The organism is Nodularia spumigena CCY9414 (genome assembly GCF_000340565.2).
GTDB lineage: Bacteria > Cyanobacteriota > Cyanobacteriia > Cyanobacteriales > Nostocaceae > Nodularia > Nodularia spumigena.
Genome location: NZ_CP007203.1, coordinates 2,594,785 through 2,609,948 on the forward strand (window position 1 = coordinate 2,594,785; position 15,164 = coordinate 2,609,948).

Below are 15,164 nucleotides of genomic sequence, written 5' to 3' on the forward strand. Positions count from 1 at the left end.
CACTTGCCTAAAGCTATGCAAGGTTTTCGTCTAGGTTCTATTTTCGGATTTGAAATCCGAGTAGACTTATCTTGGTTCTTAATTTTCTTCCTCGTCCTGTGGACTTTAAGCGCGGGTATCTTCCCCACCAGCTATCCAGGATTTGGTAATGCTACTTATTTTGGCATGGGTATAGTGGCAACACTACTATTTTTTGCCTCGCTGCTGGCACATGAACTTTCTCACACCTTTGTAGCCAGAGCTAAAGGAATTCCCGTCGAAGGTATCACCCTCTTTATTTTTGGTGGAGTTTCACGGACTCGTATGGATGCCGAAACTCCTGGGGATGAGTTCCAAATAGCTGGGGTGGGGCCTCTTGTGAGTTTGCTGCTGGCTGGCTTTTTTGGCTTGATTTGGTATGTGGGCATAAATGCTGGCTGGAGTGTAGTCTTCACAGGTATTTTTGCTTACCTGGCTGTGATTAATCTGGCTTTGGCTATCTTCAATATGCTCCCAGGTTTTCCCTTAGATGGCGGTCGTGTTTTTCGTTCGATGATCTGGAAGTATACTGGTAATATCAAAAAAGCCACAAAAATCGCTTCTACAGGGGGAAAATGGCTAGCTTATTTGTTAATTGCCTTCGGTGCTTTGGAGATGTTTGCTGGCGCGATTTTAGGCGGACTGTGGCTGATTCTCATTGGTTGGTTCTTGTACAACGCCGCAGAAACTAGCTATGAGGAGCTTTTGCTTCGCACCAGTTTAAAAGGGGTAAAGGCGCGAGAAATCATGACTCCTCATCCTGAAACTGTCAGTCCTGAGATGAACCTCCAAGAGCTAGTTGATACATATTTTCTGAGTCGTCGCTATCATTCGTTTCCAGTCACACAAGACAGTCATCCTGTAGGCATTATTACCTTAAATCAGGTCAAGGATATTCCCAGAGAAGAATGGAAATATCGCACTGTCAAAGATACAATGATTCCTGTGGAAAACCGTGTTACTGCCCGTCCAGAAGAACAGATGTCTCAAGTATTGCAAAAAATGCAAGATTCAGGTGTCCGCCGTGTACTGGTAATTCAAAACGACTTACTCAGAGGTATCATTACTGCCCATGATTTGGCTAACTGGTTGCAAAGACAACGAGATTTAGATCAGGTTACTTAACGATTAATTCACTGAAAATTAAGCATAGAAATGGAAATAATCAATACCTTATTTAAAGAGGCTATTTGGCGAAAACTTTCCATTTTTAGGTGAATATTCGGGGCAATCCTTCGCTTCTTCAGTGAGGACAATAGAAGGTTGTACTGCACATTTGAGATAATGATTATTTGAATAAAAGCGACAATTTTTACACGGAACTTTATGTGAACCATTGACAGTAAAAACCATTTTATTGTCTAAAAGAGTGCGAACTTTTTGCAAAAGGAGGAAAAAAACTACCCAACTGAATAGCAAGGCTACGGGAGATAAAGTTAAAGCTATATCCGGAATATCTAAGCCATCTTGTTGCATTTGCTCTGGTTTCACTTCACTAATAGTGACTTGAGAAAAATTTCTATCTTCGGCTATTTTTTTTAGCAGAATTGGCTCAACAGACATCTTCTTTACCCTCAGCTATATACAATATGTTGATTTTTGATACAAAATTAATTGGTGATTTGAGAATAGCCATAAAATTTCATCGGCGTTTATCGGCGGTTAATAATTGATTGATTTGGAATTTTGCCAGAACTTTAGCTAGCAAATAAGGTTAAATTTTAAGAATAATAACTTCTCCAATTAAACCCATTTTTTTTTGCAGGCTAAGTCCTTAAAAAAAAAGTCACTAGGGACATTAATCTGTTTACGTTTAACCTTTATCTAGCATAATTTTGCTCAAGTTTGTCATCCCTGAAAGATAGAAAATACAGTTATTATTTTTTCGTTAATCAATTTTATTGCTAGATATTGATTATGTTTTAATTATATATTTAGCAAAATAAAATTTATCGTATATCTGTCGATAGTTTTGTTAATAACTTATAATTGTATACCCAAAGAAATATATTAATATATTGGCTTAAAGATGGAAGTTTTTATGTTAAAATTGCCCAGAAGAAAAGCTTTATTTTACTGAAAATATCAGGTTAAAAATATTTTATCTGGGTTTAAAGAAACAAAATTAGAATAAACTTTTGAACAATTAAGTATTTTGAGGAAACCTTAATGTTAAACCTTCTTCTCACTTGGTTAGTGACTACAATCAGCTTTTTAATTATTTCTAGACTACCGATAGGCATTGAAATTGATAGTTTGGGGAAAGCAGCCATTTCTGCGGCTGTTTTCGGAGTATTGAATGCAATTTTGCTGCCAATTCTCAGTTTAGTTACATTACCCGCGATTATTCTGAGCTTTGGATTATTTTTCTTTGTGTTGAATGCGCTTATTTTTGCTCTGGCTGCTTATTTAGTTCCGGGGTTTTCTCTGAGATGGGGCTTTTGGAGTGCATTGATTGGTTCTATTGCTTTAGCGATTGTTAATTCTATTCTCCTGTCTATTGTCAGAACAGGGGTATAAAAAAATCTGGCTAAATAACAGCAAGATTTGACTTTTTTATAATACAAATATTCAGGGTGGTGTGAATAGTTATGTCCAAATTTATCCGAGAAAAAATTGCCTTTGTACTTACAGGAATGCTGCTGGCGATGATGCTAATTTCTTGTCAACCAGTACCCGTAGCTGAATCACAATCTCCTCAAGGAACTCCCATTGCTGCAACGTTTCCCCCCGTAGCTTCTCCTGATGGGGAACTGAGTGCTAGTCCAGCCAAGCTACCACTATTACCCTATGATTATGCGGCGCTAGGAAAAGCTATTGATGCGGAAACGATGAAATTACATCATGACGGACATCATGCTAGTTATGTGAATAACCTTAATGATGCTCTCAAACAAGCGCCAGATTTGCAAAAAAATAGTGTTGAAGCTTTGCTGCGGGATTTAAATAATGTTCCGGAAAATATTCGCACAAAGGTACGCAATAACGGTGGTGGACATCTTAACCACACAATTTTTTGGCAAATTATGAGTCCTGAAGGTGGTGGAGAACCAATAGAGGAAATTGCAGCCGAGATTAACCAAACTTTTGGCAGTTTTGAGGAGTTTAAAAAACAGTTTAACGCAGCTGGAGGCGATCGCTTCGGGAGTGGTTGGGTGTGGCTAGTGCGTAACCCCGCCGGAGAACTGCAAATCGTCACCACAGCTAATCAAGATAACCCGATTATGGATGGTGCATATCCGATTATGGGTAATGATGTCTGGGAACACGCATATTACCTGAGATATCGCAACCGTCGGGCTGAGTATTTAAAGAATTGGTGGAATGTGGTGAATTGGCCGGAAGTTAACAAGCGATCGCTTGTTAACTTACAGAAAGGGACGTAAGGTTAAGGTTTGTGGGAGAGTTGATGGTTTGGTGTAGAAAATCTTCAACACCATTGTCAATTACTTCTGTATCTCCCCAAGCCCCAAATAGGTTATACCATTTTGGATTTTAGATTTTGGATTCAAAATCCTCTTCTGTGTCCAGGTTTAGGGAATCTATCTGTCGCCATCATTTTTTGAATTGGTATTAGTTTCTGTTTAAGCAAAAAAGGCAAAGTTATTAGCTGTGAGAGTATTTGTCACTCCCATCAGAATTGCCAATTGAGTATTCTCGAATTGGACTAATAGATCATTACCTTGTTGTGTGAGGGTCAGTTGATCAAACTGGGTAACACCTATTCCCCCGATGGAAATTATATCTATGCCGGATGTGAAGTCCGTAATCGAGTTTGGACTACTAGGTAGACTTGCGTTAGCAATCCAGAATCGATCAACACCATTACCACCTGTTAAACGATTGCCACCTTCTTCACCGGCAAACAAAATATCATCTCCATCCCCACCAAATAGAGAATCATTAAGATAAGAGTAAAGGATGTCATCACCAGAACCACCGTATAAGCGGTTTTTATTGCCTCTACTAGTGAGGGTATCGTTATCAGAACCACCAAACAGTAATTGATTTGAACCCTCTATTACCTTGAGGGTATCTTTACCTGCGGAACCGAAAAGGAAGTTAATACCACTGCTCTCTACTGTAGTGATATCGTCATCACCCTTCCCCGCATCAACACTGGTATTTTTCGCACCACCGTTTTGACCAATAAAAATCTGATCATTTCCCTCTCCTGTAAATATGGAGGAGTGACCATCAGTCAAGACTATATCTTCACCTTTGCCAGTAAAAATACTTTTATTTTGAGTAGCATCCACTGTATCTTGTCCGTCTCCGGTGAATAAAATTTCAGTCTTCTCAGTGGTCTCAAGGGTAATCTCATCGTCAGCATTAGAGCCAAATTTAACTACTGTAGAGTCAAGTGCCGAGAAAACTTGACTAGCATTGAAGGTGATGTTAGCAAAGCTGGGATTTAATGATACTAAGACATTGGGTGTTAAGTCGGGAATCACCCTAGTTTGTCCTTGGGTCTCTCCAGGGGATGATGTTGTGTCAACTTCAATGTGTAGAGGTGTCTCTTCGGAGAAGTCCGGCTCACTCAAGTTAATAGCTGCAACCAAGTCCCAAACAGGATTTGGATCAAGATCACTTTGAATAACCGTGAGGGCAAAATCCAAGAACTCTGCCGCTATTTTACTTTTCGATGATGGGGTTGCTAACCATGCTTCCTGATCTTGACGGTTAAACTCAGTTTGATTAGTTGCGTCTAGGGGAGTAAGTTGTATTTTCAGTCCTTGCTCTCCAGCTGCAAAGACTTCTTGTGCTGCGACCGGATCAACCCAGATATTAAACTCGGCCACTGAGTTGGTGGAATATGGGGGATCGGGAAGAACAGGAAGATTGCCAGGAACAAAAATTGCTCCTCCCATAACTTGCAGTACAGAGATCTTGTCAATAATCCCAGGATCAAGGCGCAGAGCCTCAGCAATGTTAGTCAAACTACCAGTGGCTAAAATTGCTACAGGTTCTGGTGATTTGTTGATGGTTTCAACAATCAATTCTGCTGCATTTCTAGTTGTAAAAGATGGAATTTCTGTCGATAATTTTACAAAGGGTGACCAGAATGTGTCAGCGCCATCCCGAATAAAATCTGGAAAGGCATTATTACCCACTAATGGGGTAGATCTACCGATACCAATGGAAATATTGCTGGCATCAAGTCTGGAGAGCATTCGAGCTAGATCATTAGCAAAACTTGGCGGATTAGCAATACCTTGGGAAATAGTGATTGCTTGAATATCAAACTTAGGATTCGCCAGCATGAAAGCTAGAGCAGTCATTCCATCTTGGCTACCATCGTCGTCAAAAATGAGGGGAGTCACGTATTGATGTGGCATAATTTACTGTTTACCCTGAATAATGCATAGATTTTATATGCTTAGTAAGTAGTATATATTACCGCTAAATCTTTTTTTCAAATAATAATCATATTCATTAAAAATTACATTCTGTCCTCTAAATTCACAATCGGAAATTATTGAGAGTATTCTGCCACCCGCTTTCATGTAACAAATTATGAATCTTGAAGATGGTGGGGCTAGAAACTGAACATTACAAATCGTCACCACAGCCAATCAAGATAATCTGATTATGGGTAATGATGTCTGGGAACACGCATATTACCTGAGATATCGCAACCGTCGGGCTGAGTATTTAAATAATTGGTGGAATGTGGTGAATTGGCCGGAAATTAACAAGCGATCGCTTGTTTCATTACAATGAAATAGTTAGGATCTTAATCTTGTTTAAACGCAGAGGGGCGCTAAGGTAACGCAGAGGAACGCAGAGTTTGTCAAGTCGCATATCTATATTTATTCTGGGAATACTAGCCTCGATATCTCTTGTCTTGATTGCCTCTCCCGCAGTTATCATACCCCCATCTGACCCAGTGGAGCCAGTCACTGTTTACGTACTTGATTTAGGCTTACATTCCAGTTTGGTTTTGCCTGATAATGATGACAAATTAATTCGGTATGCTTACGGTGATTGGCGTTATTTTGCGTTAAACCAGCAAGATTTGGCTAGTGGAGTTGCAGCTTTGCTGATTCCTACTCAGGGAACTCTCGCTAGAAGAAAATATGAGAATATTGCCCAGTTGCAACAGGCGATAAATAATCATACTACCATTTTGAATTTTGCAGTGGCTAGAGCTAAAGCCACAGGACTACAAAAACAGAACTTTCCTGGACTGAATGAATTACCTAATCAATTAATTGAGCAATTAGCCGCAAACTTAACACAATCTGCTTACACAACCTTGGTGAAAGCATTAGAATATCCCATCGGTGCAGAGATAACAGCCCGGTTGACCAAAAACTTTCCAGATGCTTTAGAAATTGAGTTACAAAAAAAGCATAACCTACAGGAGTTAGAACAATTACTTGTAGATATGTTAGAGGAAATCAAGATTAATTATGTCAAAAACATTGCGGAAGAAGGCATAGAAAAAACTGTAGAAGAAGTCGAAAATCTCCAAAGGCAATTTAGGCGTTACTAAAGCAAGTAAAAATAAGCGGTTTTTTATTAGAATTAAGATAACTATTCCTTGATTATTGAAAGCTGGGGGAAGAAAATGATGAATGTGGGATTTTTTCACAGAATTCCAGTAATGCCCCTCGTATTACTCTGGTTAGCTTATGCTCTATTGGGGTGGTATCTTGCGGCTCATCACATTGTTTGGTTGGCGGGAGCTTTTGTGGTTGCTGTCACTTTAGCTATTGTCAGAAAAACTATTGTTTGGTTAGAGCAGTTAGTGGCATTTGGCTCCAGAATCTTAGTTGTGGTGTTATTTTTAAGTTTATCGGTTGCTTTGGTGGAAACTTGGTCGATATTCTTTAGCCTTTTTCTCATCCCCATAGCCACTACGTTTTTAGCTGACTTAGAAATGCGTTTTGCTGGTTTCAACAAGACTGATTCTTTTTGGGTTTTAACCGTCTTAGCCCTGTGCGGTTTGGTAGTGGGCGAATTGATCGATATTTTACTTTTGCCCAGTAGCAGATTTTAGCCGCAATACTTACTTATGCACAGGTAAGTCTCTACCTCGCCCCACTTTCGCATCTCAAGAGACTATAAATTAGGTTTTAGCTATTAAGATAGTTCTTCCTTATCAATTATAACATAACAAAATTTCGAGCGAATGTCAACTCCCAATACTCTATTATTGGCGGTTTATTCCCTTTAAACTAAAATGGTGGGTTTTAATCATGATTAAAACTATTGTTTACTAAAAATAAAAATACCCCAGACTTTGAGTAAAATACCTGAAGTGTTTTCTGTTGGGATTCCACAAAAATTAGCTTTTAGGCTGGGACTCGGCGGAATAGAAAGTGCTTATGCAGTCTGGCTATTAAGGATTGACACTAAGCGCGATAAATCGATGGGGATTCTTAGTTCTGCGTCATCTAGACCAGAGGTGGGATTCTCACCTGGCGGTAAAATATAAAGCTGCTCTGGATAAGTGGCGAAAAAGTCGTAACACAAGTAAGAGAAGTAAAGTAGGGAGAGCCACTACCCTTTATAGTGTAAGGAGAATGTCACAGTTGGTAACAGTAAAAGCAAATTAGTTTTAGAGAATACTGCCTTAATCAGCTACCTTTTAGTTCACATATGCAAAGCAGATCCCGACAAGAGTTACAAGACCTAGTGCGCCAGCAGCTGCAAGTGCTACTTGAACAAAAGAACTTTCAGGGTGCTAAAGCTTTATTAATTCCGGTTCAGGTTGCAGATATTGCCGAATCTATTGAAGGTTTACCAGAGGCTACCCAGGCGATCGCTTTTCGGTTACTTTCTAAAGAAGAGGCTATAGAAGTCTTTGAATATTTAGACCCTAGTGTACAACAAACACTACTAGAAGATTTTAAGCGTCAGGATGTACAGGAAATCGTCGATTATATGTCCCCTGACGACCGGGCGCGCTTGTTTGACGAACTCCCCGCTAAAGTTGTGCGGCGACTATTACAACAACTGAGTCCGGCGGAACGGGATGCAACTGCTCTGCTTTTAGGTTATGCGCCTAACACTGCGGGGCGGATTATGACTCCTGAGTATCTGTCACTGAGGGAAAATATTACGATTAATCAGGCACTAGCGCAAATTCGTTCTTTGGCTAACTTGAGAGAAACTATTTACTATATATATGTAACTGATGATGCTCGTCGCTTAACTGGGATTCTCTCCCTGCGGGATCTGATTTTAGCGCAACCAGAGCAAACTATTGGCAGCATCATGACCCGTGATGTGGTATTTGTAAATACTGGGACTGACCAAGAAGAAGTGGCTCGGACAATTCAGCACTATGACTTTGTAGCCATTCCTGTGGTAGATGCAGAACAGCGTCTAGTGGGTATTGTCACGGTGGATGATGTGCTGGATATTTTAGAACAAGAAACCACGGAAGACATCTATAAGTTAGGTGGTGTAGAATCTGGCGGTGATAATTATTTTCAAACTAACTTATTTACTGTTGCCCGGAAGCGGGTAGTATGGTTGTTTATTCTATTGATAACTAATAGTGCTACGGCGGCGGTAATTACTAACCAAGAAGATATTTTAGAAAAAGTAGTTGCTTTAACTGCCTTTATACCCTTATTGATTGGTACAGGCGGGAATGTGGGGGCGCAGTCTTCAACTGTGGTGATTCGGGGCTTGAATACGGAAGACGTTCGCCCTAGTGAAGCTTTAAATATCATCAAACGAGAAGCGATCGCTGGTGTACTGCTCGGAACTATGCTAGGTAGTGTAGTCATAGTTTGGGCATACTTCTTACAAGGGAATTTCTTTGTAGCCCTAGCTGTAGGTATTAGTCTATTGTCCATCTGTGTTTTAGCCTCAGTTTCTGGTTCGGCTTTGCCATTTTTATTCCGTGCGATGGGGCTAGATCCGGCTTTGATGTCAGCGCCTTTTATTACCACTGCTGTTGATGTGTTGGGAGTGTTAATTTACCTCAACTTAGCTCGATGGATTTTAGGCTAATAGTAGAAATAGCCAGGAAAAAATCCCGCAAGAGATATACTGGTTTTGGGAATTTCTGAAATATCTACACTATAGGAGGATGAATTTATTACCAAATTCCCTCTGTATGTAGGTGTTGAATTACGAAACAAATTGACCATGAAAGGATTACAAGGCAAAAATGCTTTAGTTACAGGTGCAACTTCAGGTATTGGTCAGGCGATCGCTGTTAAACTTGCCCAATTAGGCTGTAATATAGCGATTAACTACCGCAGAACTCCCGAATCAGGGTCTGAAACCGAAGCAATGGCAGTAGAGAAAGCCTGTAAAGATATCGAAAATTGCGGAATGCGTTCGCTTTTAGTAAAAGGTGATGTTTCCCAAGAATCAGATATTGTGACAATGGTCAACAGTGTAGTTAACACCTTTGGTAGCTTAGATATTCTGATCAATAATGCGGGGATTCAAAGAGAATGCCCATCCCATGAACTGACTACCGCAGACTTCGATCAAGTCCTTGCAGTTAACCTCCGGGGTGCTTTTATCTGCGCCCGTGAAACCATCAAACATCTTTTATCCCAGAACCGTTCCGGGGTAATCATCAATATTTCCAGTGTTCACGAAATTATTCCCAGACCTACATATCTGAGTTATTCCATCAGCAAAGGGGGAATGGAAAATCTCACTAAAACCCTAGCATTAGAATATGCTAATCGAGGTATTCGTGTCAATGCTGTCGCACCGGGAGCAACAGTCACACCAATCAATCAAGCTTGGATAGATGACCCAGAAAAAAAGGCAGCTGTAGAAAGTCATATCCCCATGTGTCGTGCGGGAACTGCTGAAGAAATGGCAGCATCTGTAGCTTTTTTAGCCTCAGATGATGCCGGTTACATCACTGGTCAAACCCTATTTGTAGACGGTGGATTAACTTTGTACGCTGACTTCCGCGAAAACTGGTCAGCTTGAGTGGGTGTTTGGGAGAAGTTAAACGAACCACACCAGGCACAGAGAACACAGAGAAATCAGGAAGAGAGATGTTTTTTACTTGTTATTGAGCCTTTTCTCCCCTCCCCGCTTGCGGGGAGGGGTTGGGGGTGGGGTGCTAGATGATGTTAATTCTTACCGTTCGGACGCTGAATAATCGTTTCCACAATTCGCCGTTTAGCTTTCGGGTCAATTCCTACCAAGCGCACATACTCACCACTATATTCCGCTAGATAACCTTCTAAAGCTGATATTGCATCCCATTCAGCATTTATCTGAGTTGTACCGCAACTTTGCCAAGAACCAGTACGGAAGCGGCGTTCATCTACGTGTTCAAAGTTAATTCTGTGACCTTGAGCTAAAATTTGCCGGATTTGTTCTTGTGTCTCTAGGCTTAAATGGGTATTTGATACTTTTGGTTGATGAAATCCATTACCTGACGGCTCCCTATTCGGTGTGACAGGCGCTGGTGGTGCTACTTGATAATTTTTACTACCTCGATTCAGCCGATTGTATTCATCAACCAATTGAGAAGTTTCTACCCGTTGTTGTTCACCCACCATAAAATTACCCGCCGAAATCAGGTTAGACAAGCTGAAATCCGGCTTTTTAAACTCTGGTGGCTTCTCGGCGCTGTTAACGATACGCGACGATACACGCTCGAAACCGACTTGATGGATAAATTCACGTACTTGTTGATCATAAATGCGCGATCGCAACGCACTATAAAAGTCAATAGATTGATGAGGAAAAGTATCAACAAGCTGTGCAACTTCTCGTTGTGAAAGTCCATCTTCTGCAAAAATTCCGCCAACAATTCCCACCTTATCGTCTCTATCTGGTTCCCAGTAGAATTTCTCCATCCGTCCATCGCGAATTAACGGCGCGTAGAGAGTAGAAAAATCATTCCCGGTAACAATAATCGGGACACGATGTAACGGTGTAGAATCATAGCTTCCAGGTAACTGCACATCTGTAGGATTATCAGCAATATTCATCAGTGTGGCATTTACCATCTGAGTATTTACAGTATACTGAGTACCTTCATCAAAGCGTCCCGCACCCGCATCTAAATCATTAATCATCAGCACGCACATTTTACCGCGCACTTTAATTAATTCTGCTGTTTCGCGATAACGCAAACGAATTAACCGCGCCGGGTCTCCAGCATCTGGACTCTCCAATTCTCCCCCGGATATGTTAGTTACTTCGATACCCATTTTCTCGAAGACTAACTGACACTGAAATGTCTTTCCTTCGCCTTTACGTCCATGAATCCCTAAAATTAAGGGAACTCGCACACCAGGTAGATTCAAGAAATTTTTGGTAATGTGAACGCCAAGTTTGTCTAGAAAGCGGGGAGCAATGTAGTAACTCATAAAAATATCACTGATAATGTTTTATTAAACTAATATTAAGTTTTTTTGGTGTCGGATGTTTACTAATCTTTTGGTAAAAATCCCAAGTTGCTAAGTAGCTCAACTGAAAAAAACTTAATACCCAGATAAAGTCGCACTTATGATCATAAGGGATATCTAGGATCATCAGGAGCTAATTCTCCCTCATCAACCATAGCTGCATAATATCCAAAATTTCCCCACTCTCTTGCCTCTAGTTGCATATATTCCTTCCTTTCCTGCTCCAGTTCCTTCTTTCTTGCTGCTGCTTCTTTACGACGACGTTCCTTTTCTGCTTCTACATCTTCAGGATATAAATAACGGTAACTACTTTCGTCATCATTCAAAAGGGTAACTTCTTTAAGCTCAGACAATTTATTTATGTTTGTGTCTTCTAAATATTCTTTTGATGTAATGTGGGGTAAATTATTAGCAGAGATAGGCAAAAATCTAGTTCTTTTAAGTATATTTAATGCTTTGAAAGCCTCCCATACATTTTCAAGTGCAGACAGAAGATTAAATAAAGTAGCAATAACGCTGGTATGCAAAATACCAGCGTTATTGCTATGGTTAAACAATTCAAGCTGCGTTAGCCTGCGGCATAACACACCCTACTTTAATTAATAAAAAAAAGAGGCAGAAAAATCTACCTCTCCAAAGGGAAACTAATTCAAATTCCCCAAAATTAATTCAAAAGTCCAACTCTTAGTATCTGCTCATGCTGGGCTTGTGAACAATAAAGCTAAGAACTTGACACTGCTTGATGTTGTCAAAACCCACAACACGGATATAGCAGTTGCTGTATTGAGAACGGCAAGATTGAACTTCGCTCAATACTTCTTGAGTAGACTTAGCGCCGAACAAAGGCAACTTCCACATTGTCCAGTAAAATTCTGTTGGCTCAGAAATTTCGTTAAACTCAATAGCTGGAATGTAACCTTGAGTCAAGATGTACTGAACTTGCTTGGCAATTTGAGCATCAGAAAGAGGTGGAAGGTAAGAAAGGGTTTCGTAACGACGCTCTTTTGGTAAAGTTTGCATAGTTTTTGATAATGGGTTGCGATTGATATGAAATTTCAGTTATCAGTTAACAGTTATCAGTTATCAGTTAACAATGACGACTGTTTACTGTTCACTATTGGGATCTGAACTTGTCTGCTGTTCCGGGTGTGGACTGGGGTGAGATGTATCTATTCGTGTGATGCGTTCTAGATGCTGGCGACGTTGTTCCATGTTGGCTTGCTGAAAGCCAGTGCGAACCATTTCGGGAAGAAAGTCGGCGACTTCCTCGGCGATGTGTTCTCTGACAGTCATAATCCGTAATGCCAAATCTGGCTTTTCGAGAAACAGTTGCTGAATATACGCTTCTCCGTCCTGGATTTTGCCAGCAGAAAAGTTATGTAGCCAAAGTTCCAACGGTGGGTTCGTTTCGCCTAACTGTGCCAATACTGTTTTCAGCGCCTGATAAGTCAGGTAGCTTTGCAATGTCTTGGCTGTATCCTTGGCAATTTGCTTAAGATTCATGTTTGTCCCCAGCCCATAAAAAGCTAAAGTAAAAAGTAAAAAGTAAAAAGAAAGAATATTATTTTCTTTTACTCTTTAACTTTTTACTAGTTACTTGAGGATCAGACAGTATCCATGGCCTCGAACTCGAACTTGATTTCTTTCCACAGTTCGCAAGCAACAGCCAATTCAGGACTCCACTTAGCAGCTTCGCGGATCACGTCGTTACCTTCACGAGCCAAGTTGCGGCCTTCGTTACGAGCTTGGATACAAGCTTCTAAAGCTACACGGTTAGCGGTTGCACCAGGTGCGTTACCCCAGGGGTGTCCAAGAGTACCACCACCAAATTGTAGTACGGAGTCATCACCGAAGATCTCTACAAGTGCGGGCATATGCCATACGTGGATACCACCGGAAGCAACTGCCATTACGCCTGGTAAAGAAGCCCAGTCTTGGGTAAAGTAAATACCGCGAGACTTATCTTGCTCAATATAGTTTTCACGCAACAGGTCAACAAAGCCCATTGTGATACCACGTTCGCCTTCCAACTTACCAACTACAGTACCTGTGTGGATGTGGTCTCCACCAGACAAGCGTAGGGCTTTAGCCAATACACGGAAGTGGATACCGTGGTTCTTTTGACGGTCGATAACTGCGTGCATAGCACGGTGAATGTGCAGCAAGATACCGTTAGCGCGACACCAATGAGCCAATGTGGTGTTAGCTGTGAAGCCTGCGGTTAGGTAGTCGTGCATGATGATAGGCTGTTTGAGTTCTTTAGCGAACTCAGCCCGTTCCAACATTTGTTCACAGGTGGGAGCGGTAACGTTGAGGTAGTGACCTTTGATTTCACCGGTTTCAGCTTGGGCTTTGGTGATAGCTTCAGAAACGAACAAGAAGCGATCGCGCCATCTTTGGAATGGTGCAGAGTTGATGTTTTCGTCGTCTTTGGTGAAGTCCAAACCACCACGCAAGCACTCGTATACAGCACGTCCGTAGTTCTTAGCGGACAAACCTAATTTGGGCTTAATGGTACAACCCAGCAAAGGACGACCGTATTTGTTTAATTTGTCACGCTCTACTTGGATACCGTGGGGAGGCCCTTGGAAGGTCTTGATGTAAGCTACAGGAAAGCGGATGTCTTCCAAACGCAATGCGCGCAAGGCTTTGAAACCAAATACGTTACCTACAATAGAGGTCAATACGTTGGTTACAGAACCTTCCTCGAACAAGTCTAGAGGATAGGCAACGTAGCAGATGTACTGGTTATCTTCGCCGGGAACTGGTTCGATATCGTAGCAACGACCTTTGTAGCGGTCGAGGTCGGTGAGCAAATCTGTCCATACAGTTGTCCAAGTACCGGTGGAGGACTCAGCCGCCACAGCAGCACCAGCTTCTTCGGGAGGAACTCCAGGTTGGGGAGTCATCCGGAATGCTGCAAGAAGGTCTGTATCTTTAGGTGTGTAGTCTGGGGTGTAATAAGTTAGTCTGTAATCTTTAACACCGGCTTGATACCCTGATTTGCTCTGGGTTTGGGTTTGAGCGTAAGACATAAATTCCCTTCCAAGAAGTCACTCTTTAATTACTTCATCAAATCACGTTCTGTGCAACTTTCTCTCACTCCCGCTTTTTACCCGCACTAAATTGGGGGAAAAATTAGGAAAATTTTTTTGTTAGAGGTTTGCTTTGGCGGGTCGATTTTCTAGCAACGAACATTTAGTTACATTTATTAACAAATGCTCTCCCCAATCTGGGGTGCGTGAATTGGCACTTGGTGCTTTTTCCTCATCCCGTGAATAAAAATTCTCTTTTATCTCTTTCTCTTGCTCCGCTAAATTTTTCTATTTTCAGCAAAAACTCCGCGCTTTGCGGAAAGTATTAAACTATTCCCCTACACATCGGGGTTTTTCAGGAATTGGGCTGGTTGACACCCATTCCCACTTCCAGGCTCCTGATATGTCCCCTAATAGTAGTAAACAGACCAAGAGAGAATTTGCTTGACAGAAATACAGCAGAGTGGTAATTGAAAGAAAAAGAAATTGCACACCACGTAATTTGTAGCTTGTCTCACAATATATCAAGAAATTGATAAGTTATTCTTTGAAAATTTTTAACTTATGTATTTAATTTTGTTATTACATAAAGTTTTAAACATTTTATGTAGTTTTATGTAGAAAAGTAAAGGAATGGGGTGTGGGGAGTGTGGGGGGTGTGGGAGGTGTGGGAAGAAGACGGTAACTTCCCAATGACTAATGACTAATGACTAAATTTGCTACCGAAGTTTAAAACAAGCTGACTGGGGGAACA

General features: G+C 41.1%; 14 protein-coding genes and 1 pseudogene. 8 read left to right on the plus strand and 7 right to left on the minus strand.

The genetic code is table 11. The annotated features are described in order from the left end of the window. Window positions 1–15: 15 nt before the first annotated feature. Window positions 16–1,143 (plus strand): site-2 protease family protein, encoded by a 1,128-nt coding sequence (locus NSP_RS11520; protein ID WP_006196474.1) that lies wholly within the window; start codon window positions 16–18, stop codon window positions 1,141–1,143. Between the two features lie 48 nt (window positions 1,144–1,191). Here NSP_RS11520 and NSP_RS11525 read toward each other — a convergent pair whose 3' ends face one another. After that, window positions 1,192–1,581: a hypothetical protein gene (locus tag NSP_RS11525; protein WP_006196475.1), complete on the minus strand. Its 390-nt coding sequence runs from the start codon at window positions 1,579–1,581 to the stop codon at window positions 1,192–1,194. Window positions 1,582–2,187: 606 nt separating this feature from the next. Here NSP_RS11525 and NSP_RS11530 point away from each other — a divergent pair. Next, window positions 2,188–2,538 carry a phage holin family protein gene (locus NSP_RS11530; protein WP_006196476.1) on the plus strand — a complete coding sequence of 117 codons (351 nt, stop codon included), beginning with the start codon at window positions 2,188–2,190 and terminating at the stop codon, window positions 2,536–2,538. Between the two features lie 71 nt (window positions 2,539–2,609). Continuing rightward, a complete protein-coding gene (locus tag NSP_RS11535; protein ID WP_006196478.1) occupies window positions 2,610–3,404 on the plus strand; it encodes a superoxide dismutase in 795 nt (264 codons plus the stop codon). 198 nt (window positions 3,405–3,602) lie between these two features. On the opposite strand, the gene NSP_RS11540 is transcribed toward NSP_RS11535, so the two are convergent. Beyond that, window positions 3,603–5,357, minus strand: a complete 1,755-nt coding sequence (locus tag NSP_RS11540) for a nucleoside hydrolase (protein ID WP_006196479.1) — start codon at window positions 5,355–5,357, stop codon at window positions 3,603–3,605. A 214-nt stretch (window positions 5,358–5,571) separates the two neighbouring features. Between NSP_RS11540 and NSP_RS24125 the strand changes: the two are divergent. The 5 genes and pseudogenes from NSP_RS24125 to NSP_RS11560 form a co-directional block, all read left to right on the plus strand. After that, window positions 5,572–5,742 (plus strand): annotated as a pseudogene (locus NSP_RS24125) (Fe-Mn family superoxide dismutase); the annotation flags it as partial. A gap of 67 nt (window positions 5,743–5,809) precedes the next feature. Then, window positions 5,810–6,517 carry a hypothetical protein gene (locus NSP_RS11545; RefSeq protein WP_231859579.1) on the plus strand — a complete coding sequence of 236 codons (708 nt, stop codon included), beginning with the start codon at window positions 5,810–5,812 and terminating at the stop codon, window positions 6,515–6,517. A gap of 78 nt (window positions 6,518–6,595) precedes the next feature. After that, entirely contained in the window at window positions 6,596–7,024 is a 429-nt protein-coding gene (locus NSP_RS11550) for a hypothetical protein (protein ID WP_017804086.1), read from the plus strand. 602 nt (window positions 7,025–7,626) lie between these two features. Next, window positions 7,627–8,991, plus strand: a complete 1,365-nt coding sequence (gene mgtE / locus NSP_RS11555; RefSeq protein WP_006194081.1) for a magnesium transporter — start codon at window positions 7,627–7,629, stop codon at window positions 8,989–8,991. A gap of 138 nt (window positions 8,992–9,129) precedes the next feature. Next, a complete protein-coding gene (locus tag NSP_RS11560; RefSeq protein ID WP_006194082.1) occupies window positions 9,130–9,939 on the plus strand; it encodes a glucose 1-dehydrogenase in 810 nt (269 codons plus the stop codon). A gap of 146 nt (window positions 9,940–10,085) precedes the next feature. On the opposite strand, the gene NSP_RS11565 is transcribed toward NSP_RS11560, so the two are convergent. The 5 genes from NSP_RS11565 to NSP_RS11585 all read right to left on the minus strand — a co-directional run bounded on the left by NSP_RS11565 (window position 10,086) and on the right by NSP_RS11585 (window position 14,410). Next, on the minus strand, window positions 10,086–11,336 hold the full coding sequence (locus NSP_RS11565) for a RuBisCO small subunit-like domain-containing protein (protein ID WP_006194083.1): 1,251 nt from the start codon (window positions 11,334–11,336) through the stop codon (window positions 10,086–10,088). Window positions 11,337–11,479: 143 nt separating this feature from the next. After that, window positions 11,480–11,932, minus strand: a complete 453-nt coding sequence (locus NSP_RS11570) for a hypothetical protein (protein WP_006194084.1) — start codon at window positions 11,930–11,932, stop codon at window positions 11,480–11,482. A 127-nt stretch (window positions 11,933–12,059) separates the two neighbouring features. After that, on the minus strand, window positions 12,060–12,395 hold the full coding sequence (locus NSP_RS11575; protein ID WP_006194085.1) for a ribulose bisphosphate carboxylase small subunit: 336 nt from the start codon (window positions 12,393–12,395) through the stop codon (window positions 12,060–12,062). 84 nt (window positions 12,396–12,479) lie between these two features. Next, on the minus strand, window positions 12,480–12,878 hold the full coding sequence (gene rcbX / locus NSP_RS11580; protein ID WP_006194086.1) for a RuBisCO chaperone RbcX: 399 nt from the start codon (window positions 12,876–12,878) through the stop codon (window positions 12,480–12,482). Window positions 12,879–12,979: 101 nt separating this feature from the next. Next, window positions 12,980–14,410 carry a form I ribulose bisphosphate carboxylase large subunit gene (locus NSP_RS11585; RefSeq protein WP_006194087.1) on the minus strand — a complete coding sequence of 477 codons (1,431 nt, stop codon included), beginning with the start codon at window positions 14,408–14,410 and terminating at the stop codon, window positions 12,980–12,982. Window positions 14,411–15,164: the final 754 nt, after the last annotated feature.

What these genes read in the sequence shown, in the direction of transcription:
- NSP_RS11520 (WP_006196474.1), top strand. Translation starts at nt 16, where the DNA reads ATGCAAGGTTTTCGTCTAGGTTCTATTTTCGGATTTGAAATCCGAGTA.
- NSP_RS11525 (WP_006196475.1), bottom strand. Translation starts at nt 1,581, where the DNA reads ATGTCTGTTGAGCCAATTCTGCTAAAAAAAATAGCCGAAGATAGAAAT.
- NSP_RS11530 (WP_006196476.1), top strand. Translation starts at nt 2,188, where the DNA reads ATGTTAAACCTTCTTCTCACTTGGTTAGTGACTACAATCAGCTTTTTA.
- NSP_RS11535 (WP_006196478.1), top strand. Translation starts at nt 2,610, where the DNA reads ATGTCCAAATTTATCCGAGAAAAAATTGCCTTTGTACTTACAGGAATG.
- NSP_RS11540 (WP_006196479.1), bottom strand. Translation starts at nt 5,357, where the DNA reads ATGCCACATCAATACGTGACTCCCCTCATTTTTGACGACGATGGTAGC.
- NSP_RS11550 (WP_017804086.1), top strand. Translation starts at nt 6,596, where the DNA reads ATGAATGTGGGATTTTTTCACAGAATTCCAGTAATGCCCCTCGTATTA.
- mgtE (WP_006194081.1), top strand. Translation starts at nt 7,627, where the DNA reads ATGCAAAGCAGATCCCGACAAGAGTTACAAGACCTAGTGCGCCAGCAG.
- NSP_RS11560 (WP_006194082.1), top strand. Translation starts at nt 9,130, where the DNA reads ATGAAAGGATTACAAGGCAAAAATGCTTTAGTTACAGGTGCAACTTCA.
- NSP_RS11565 (WP_006194083.1), bottom strand. Translation starts at nt 11,336, where the DNA reads ATGAGTTACTACATTGCTCCCCGCTTTCTAGACAAACTTGGCGTTCAC.
- NSP_RS11575 (WP_006194085.1), bottom strand. Translation starts at nt 12,395, where the DNA reads ATGCAAACTTTACCAAAAGAGCGTCGTTACGAAACCCTTTCTTACCTT.
- rcbX (WP_006194086.1), bottom strand. Translation starts at nt 12,878, where the DNA reads ATGAATCTTAAGCAAATTGCCAAGGATACAGCCAAGACATTGCAAAGC.
- NSP_RS11585 (WP_006194087.1), bottom strand. Translation starts at nt 14,410, where the DNA reads ATGTCTTACGCTCAAACCCAAACCCAGAGCAAATCAGGGTATCAAGCC.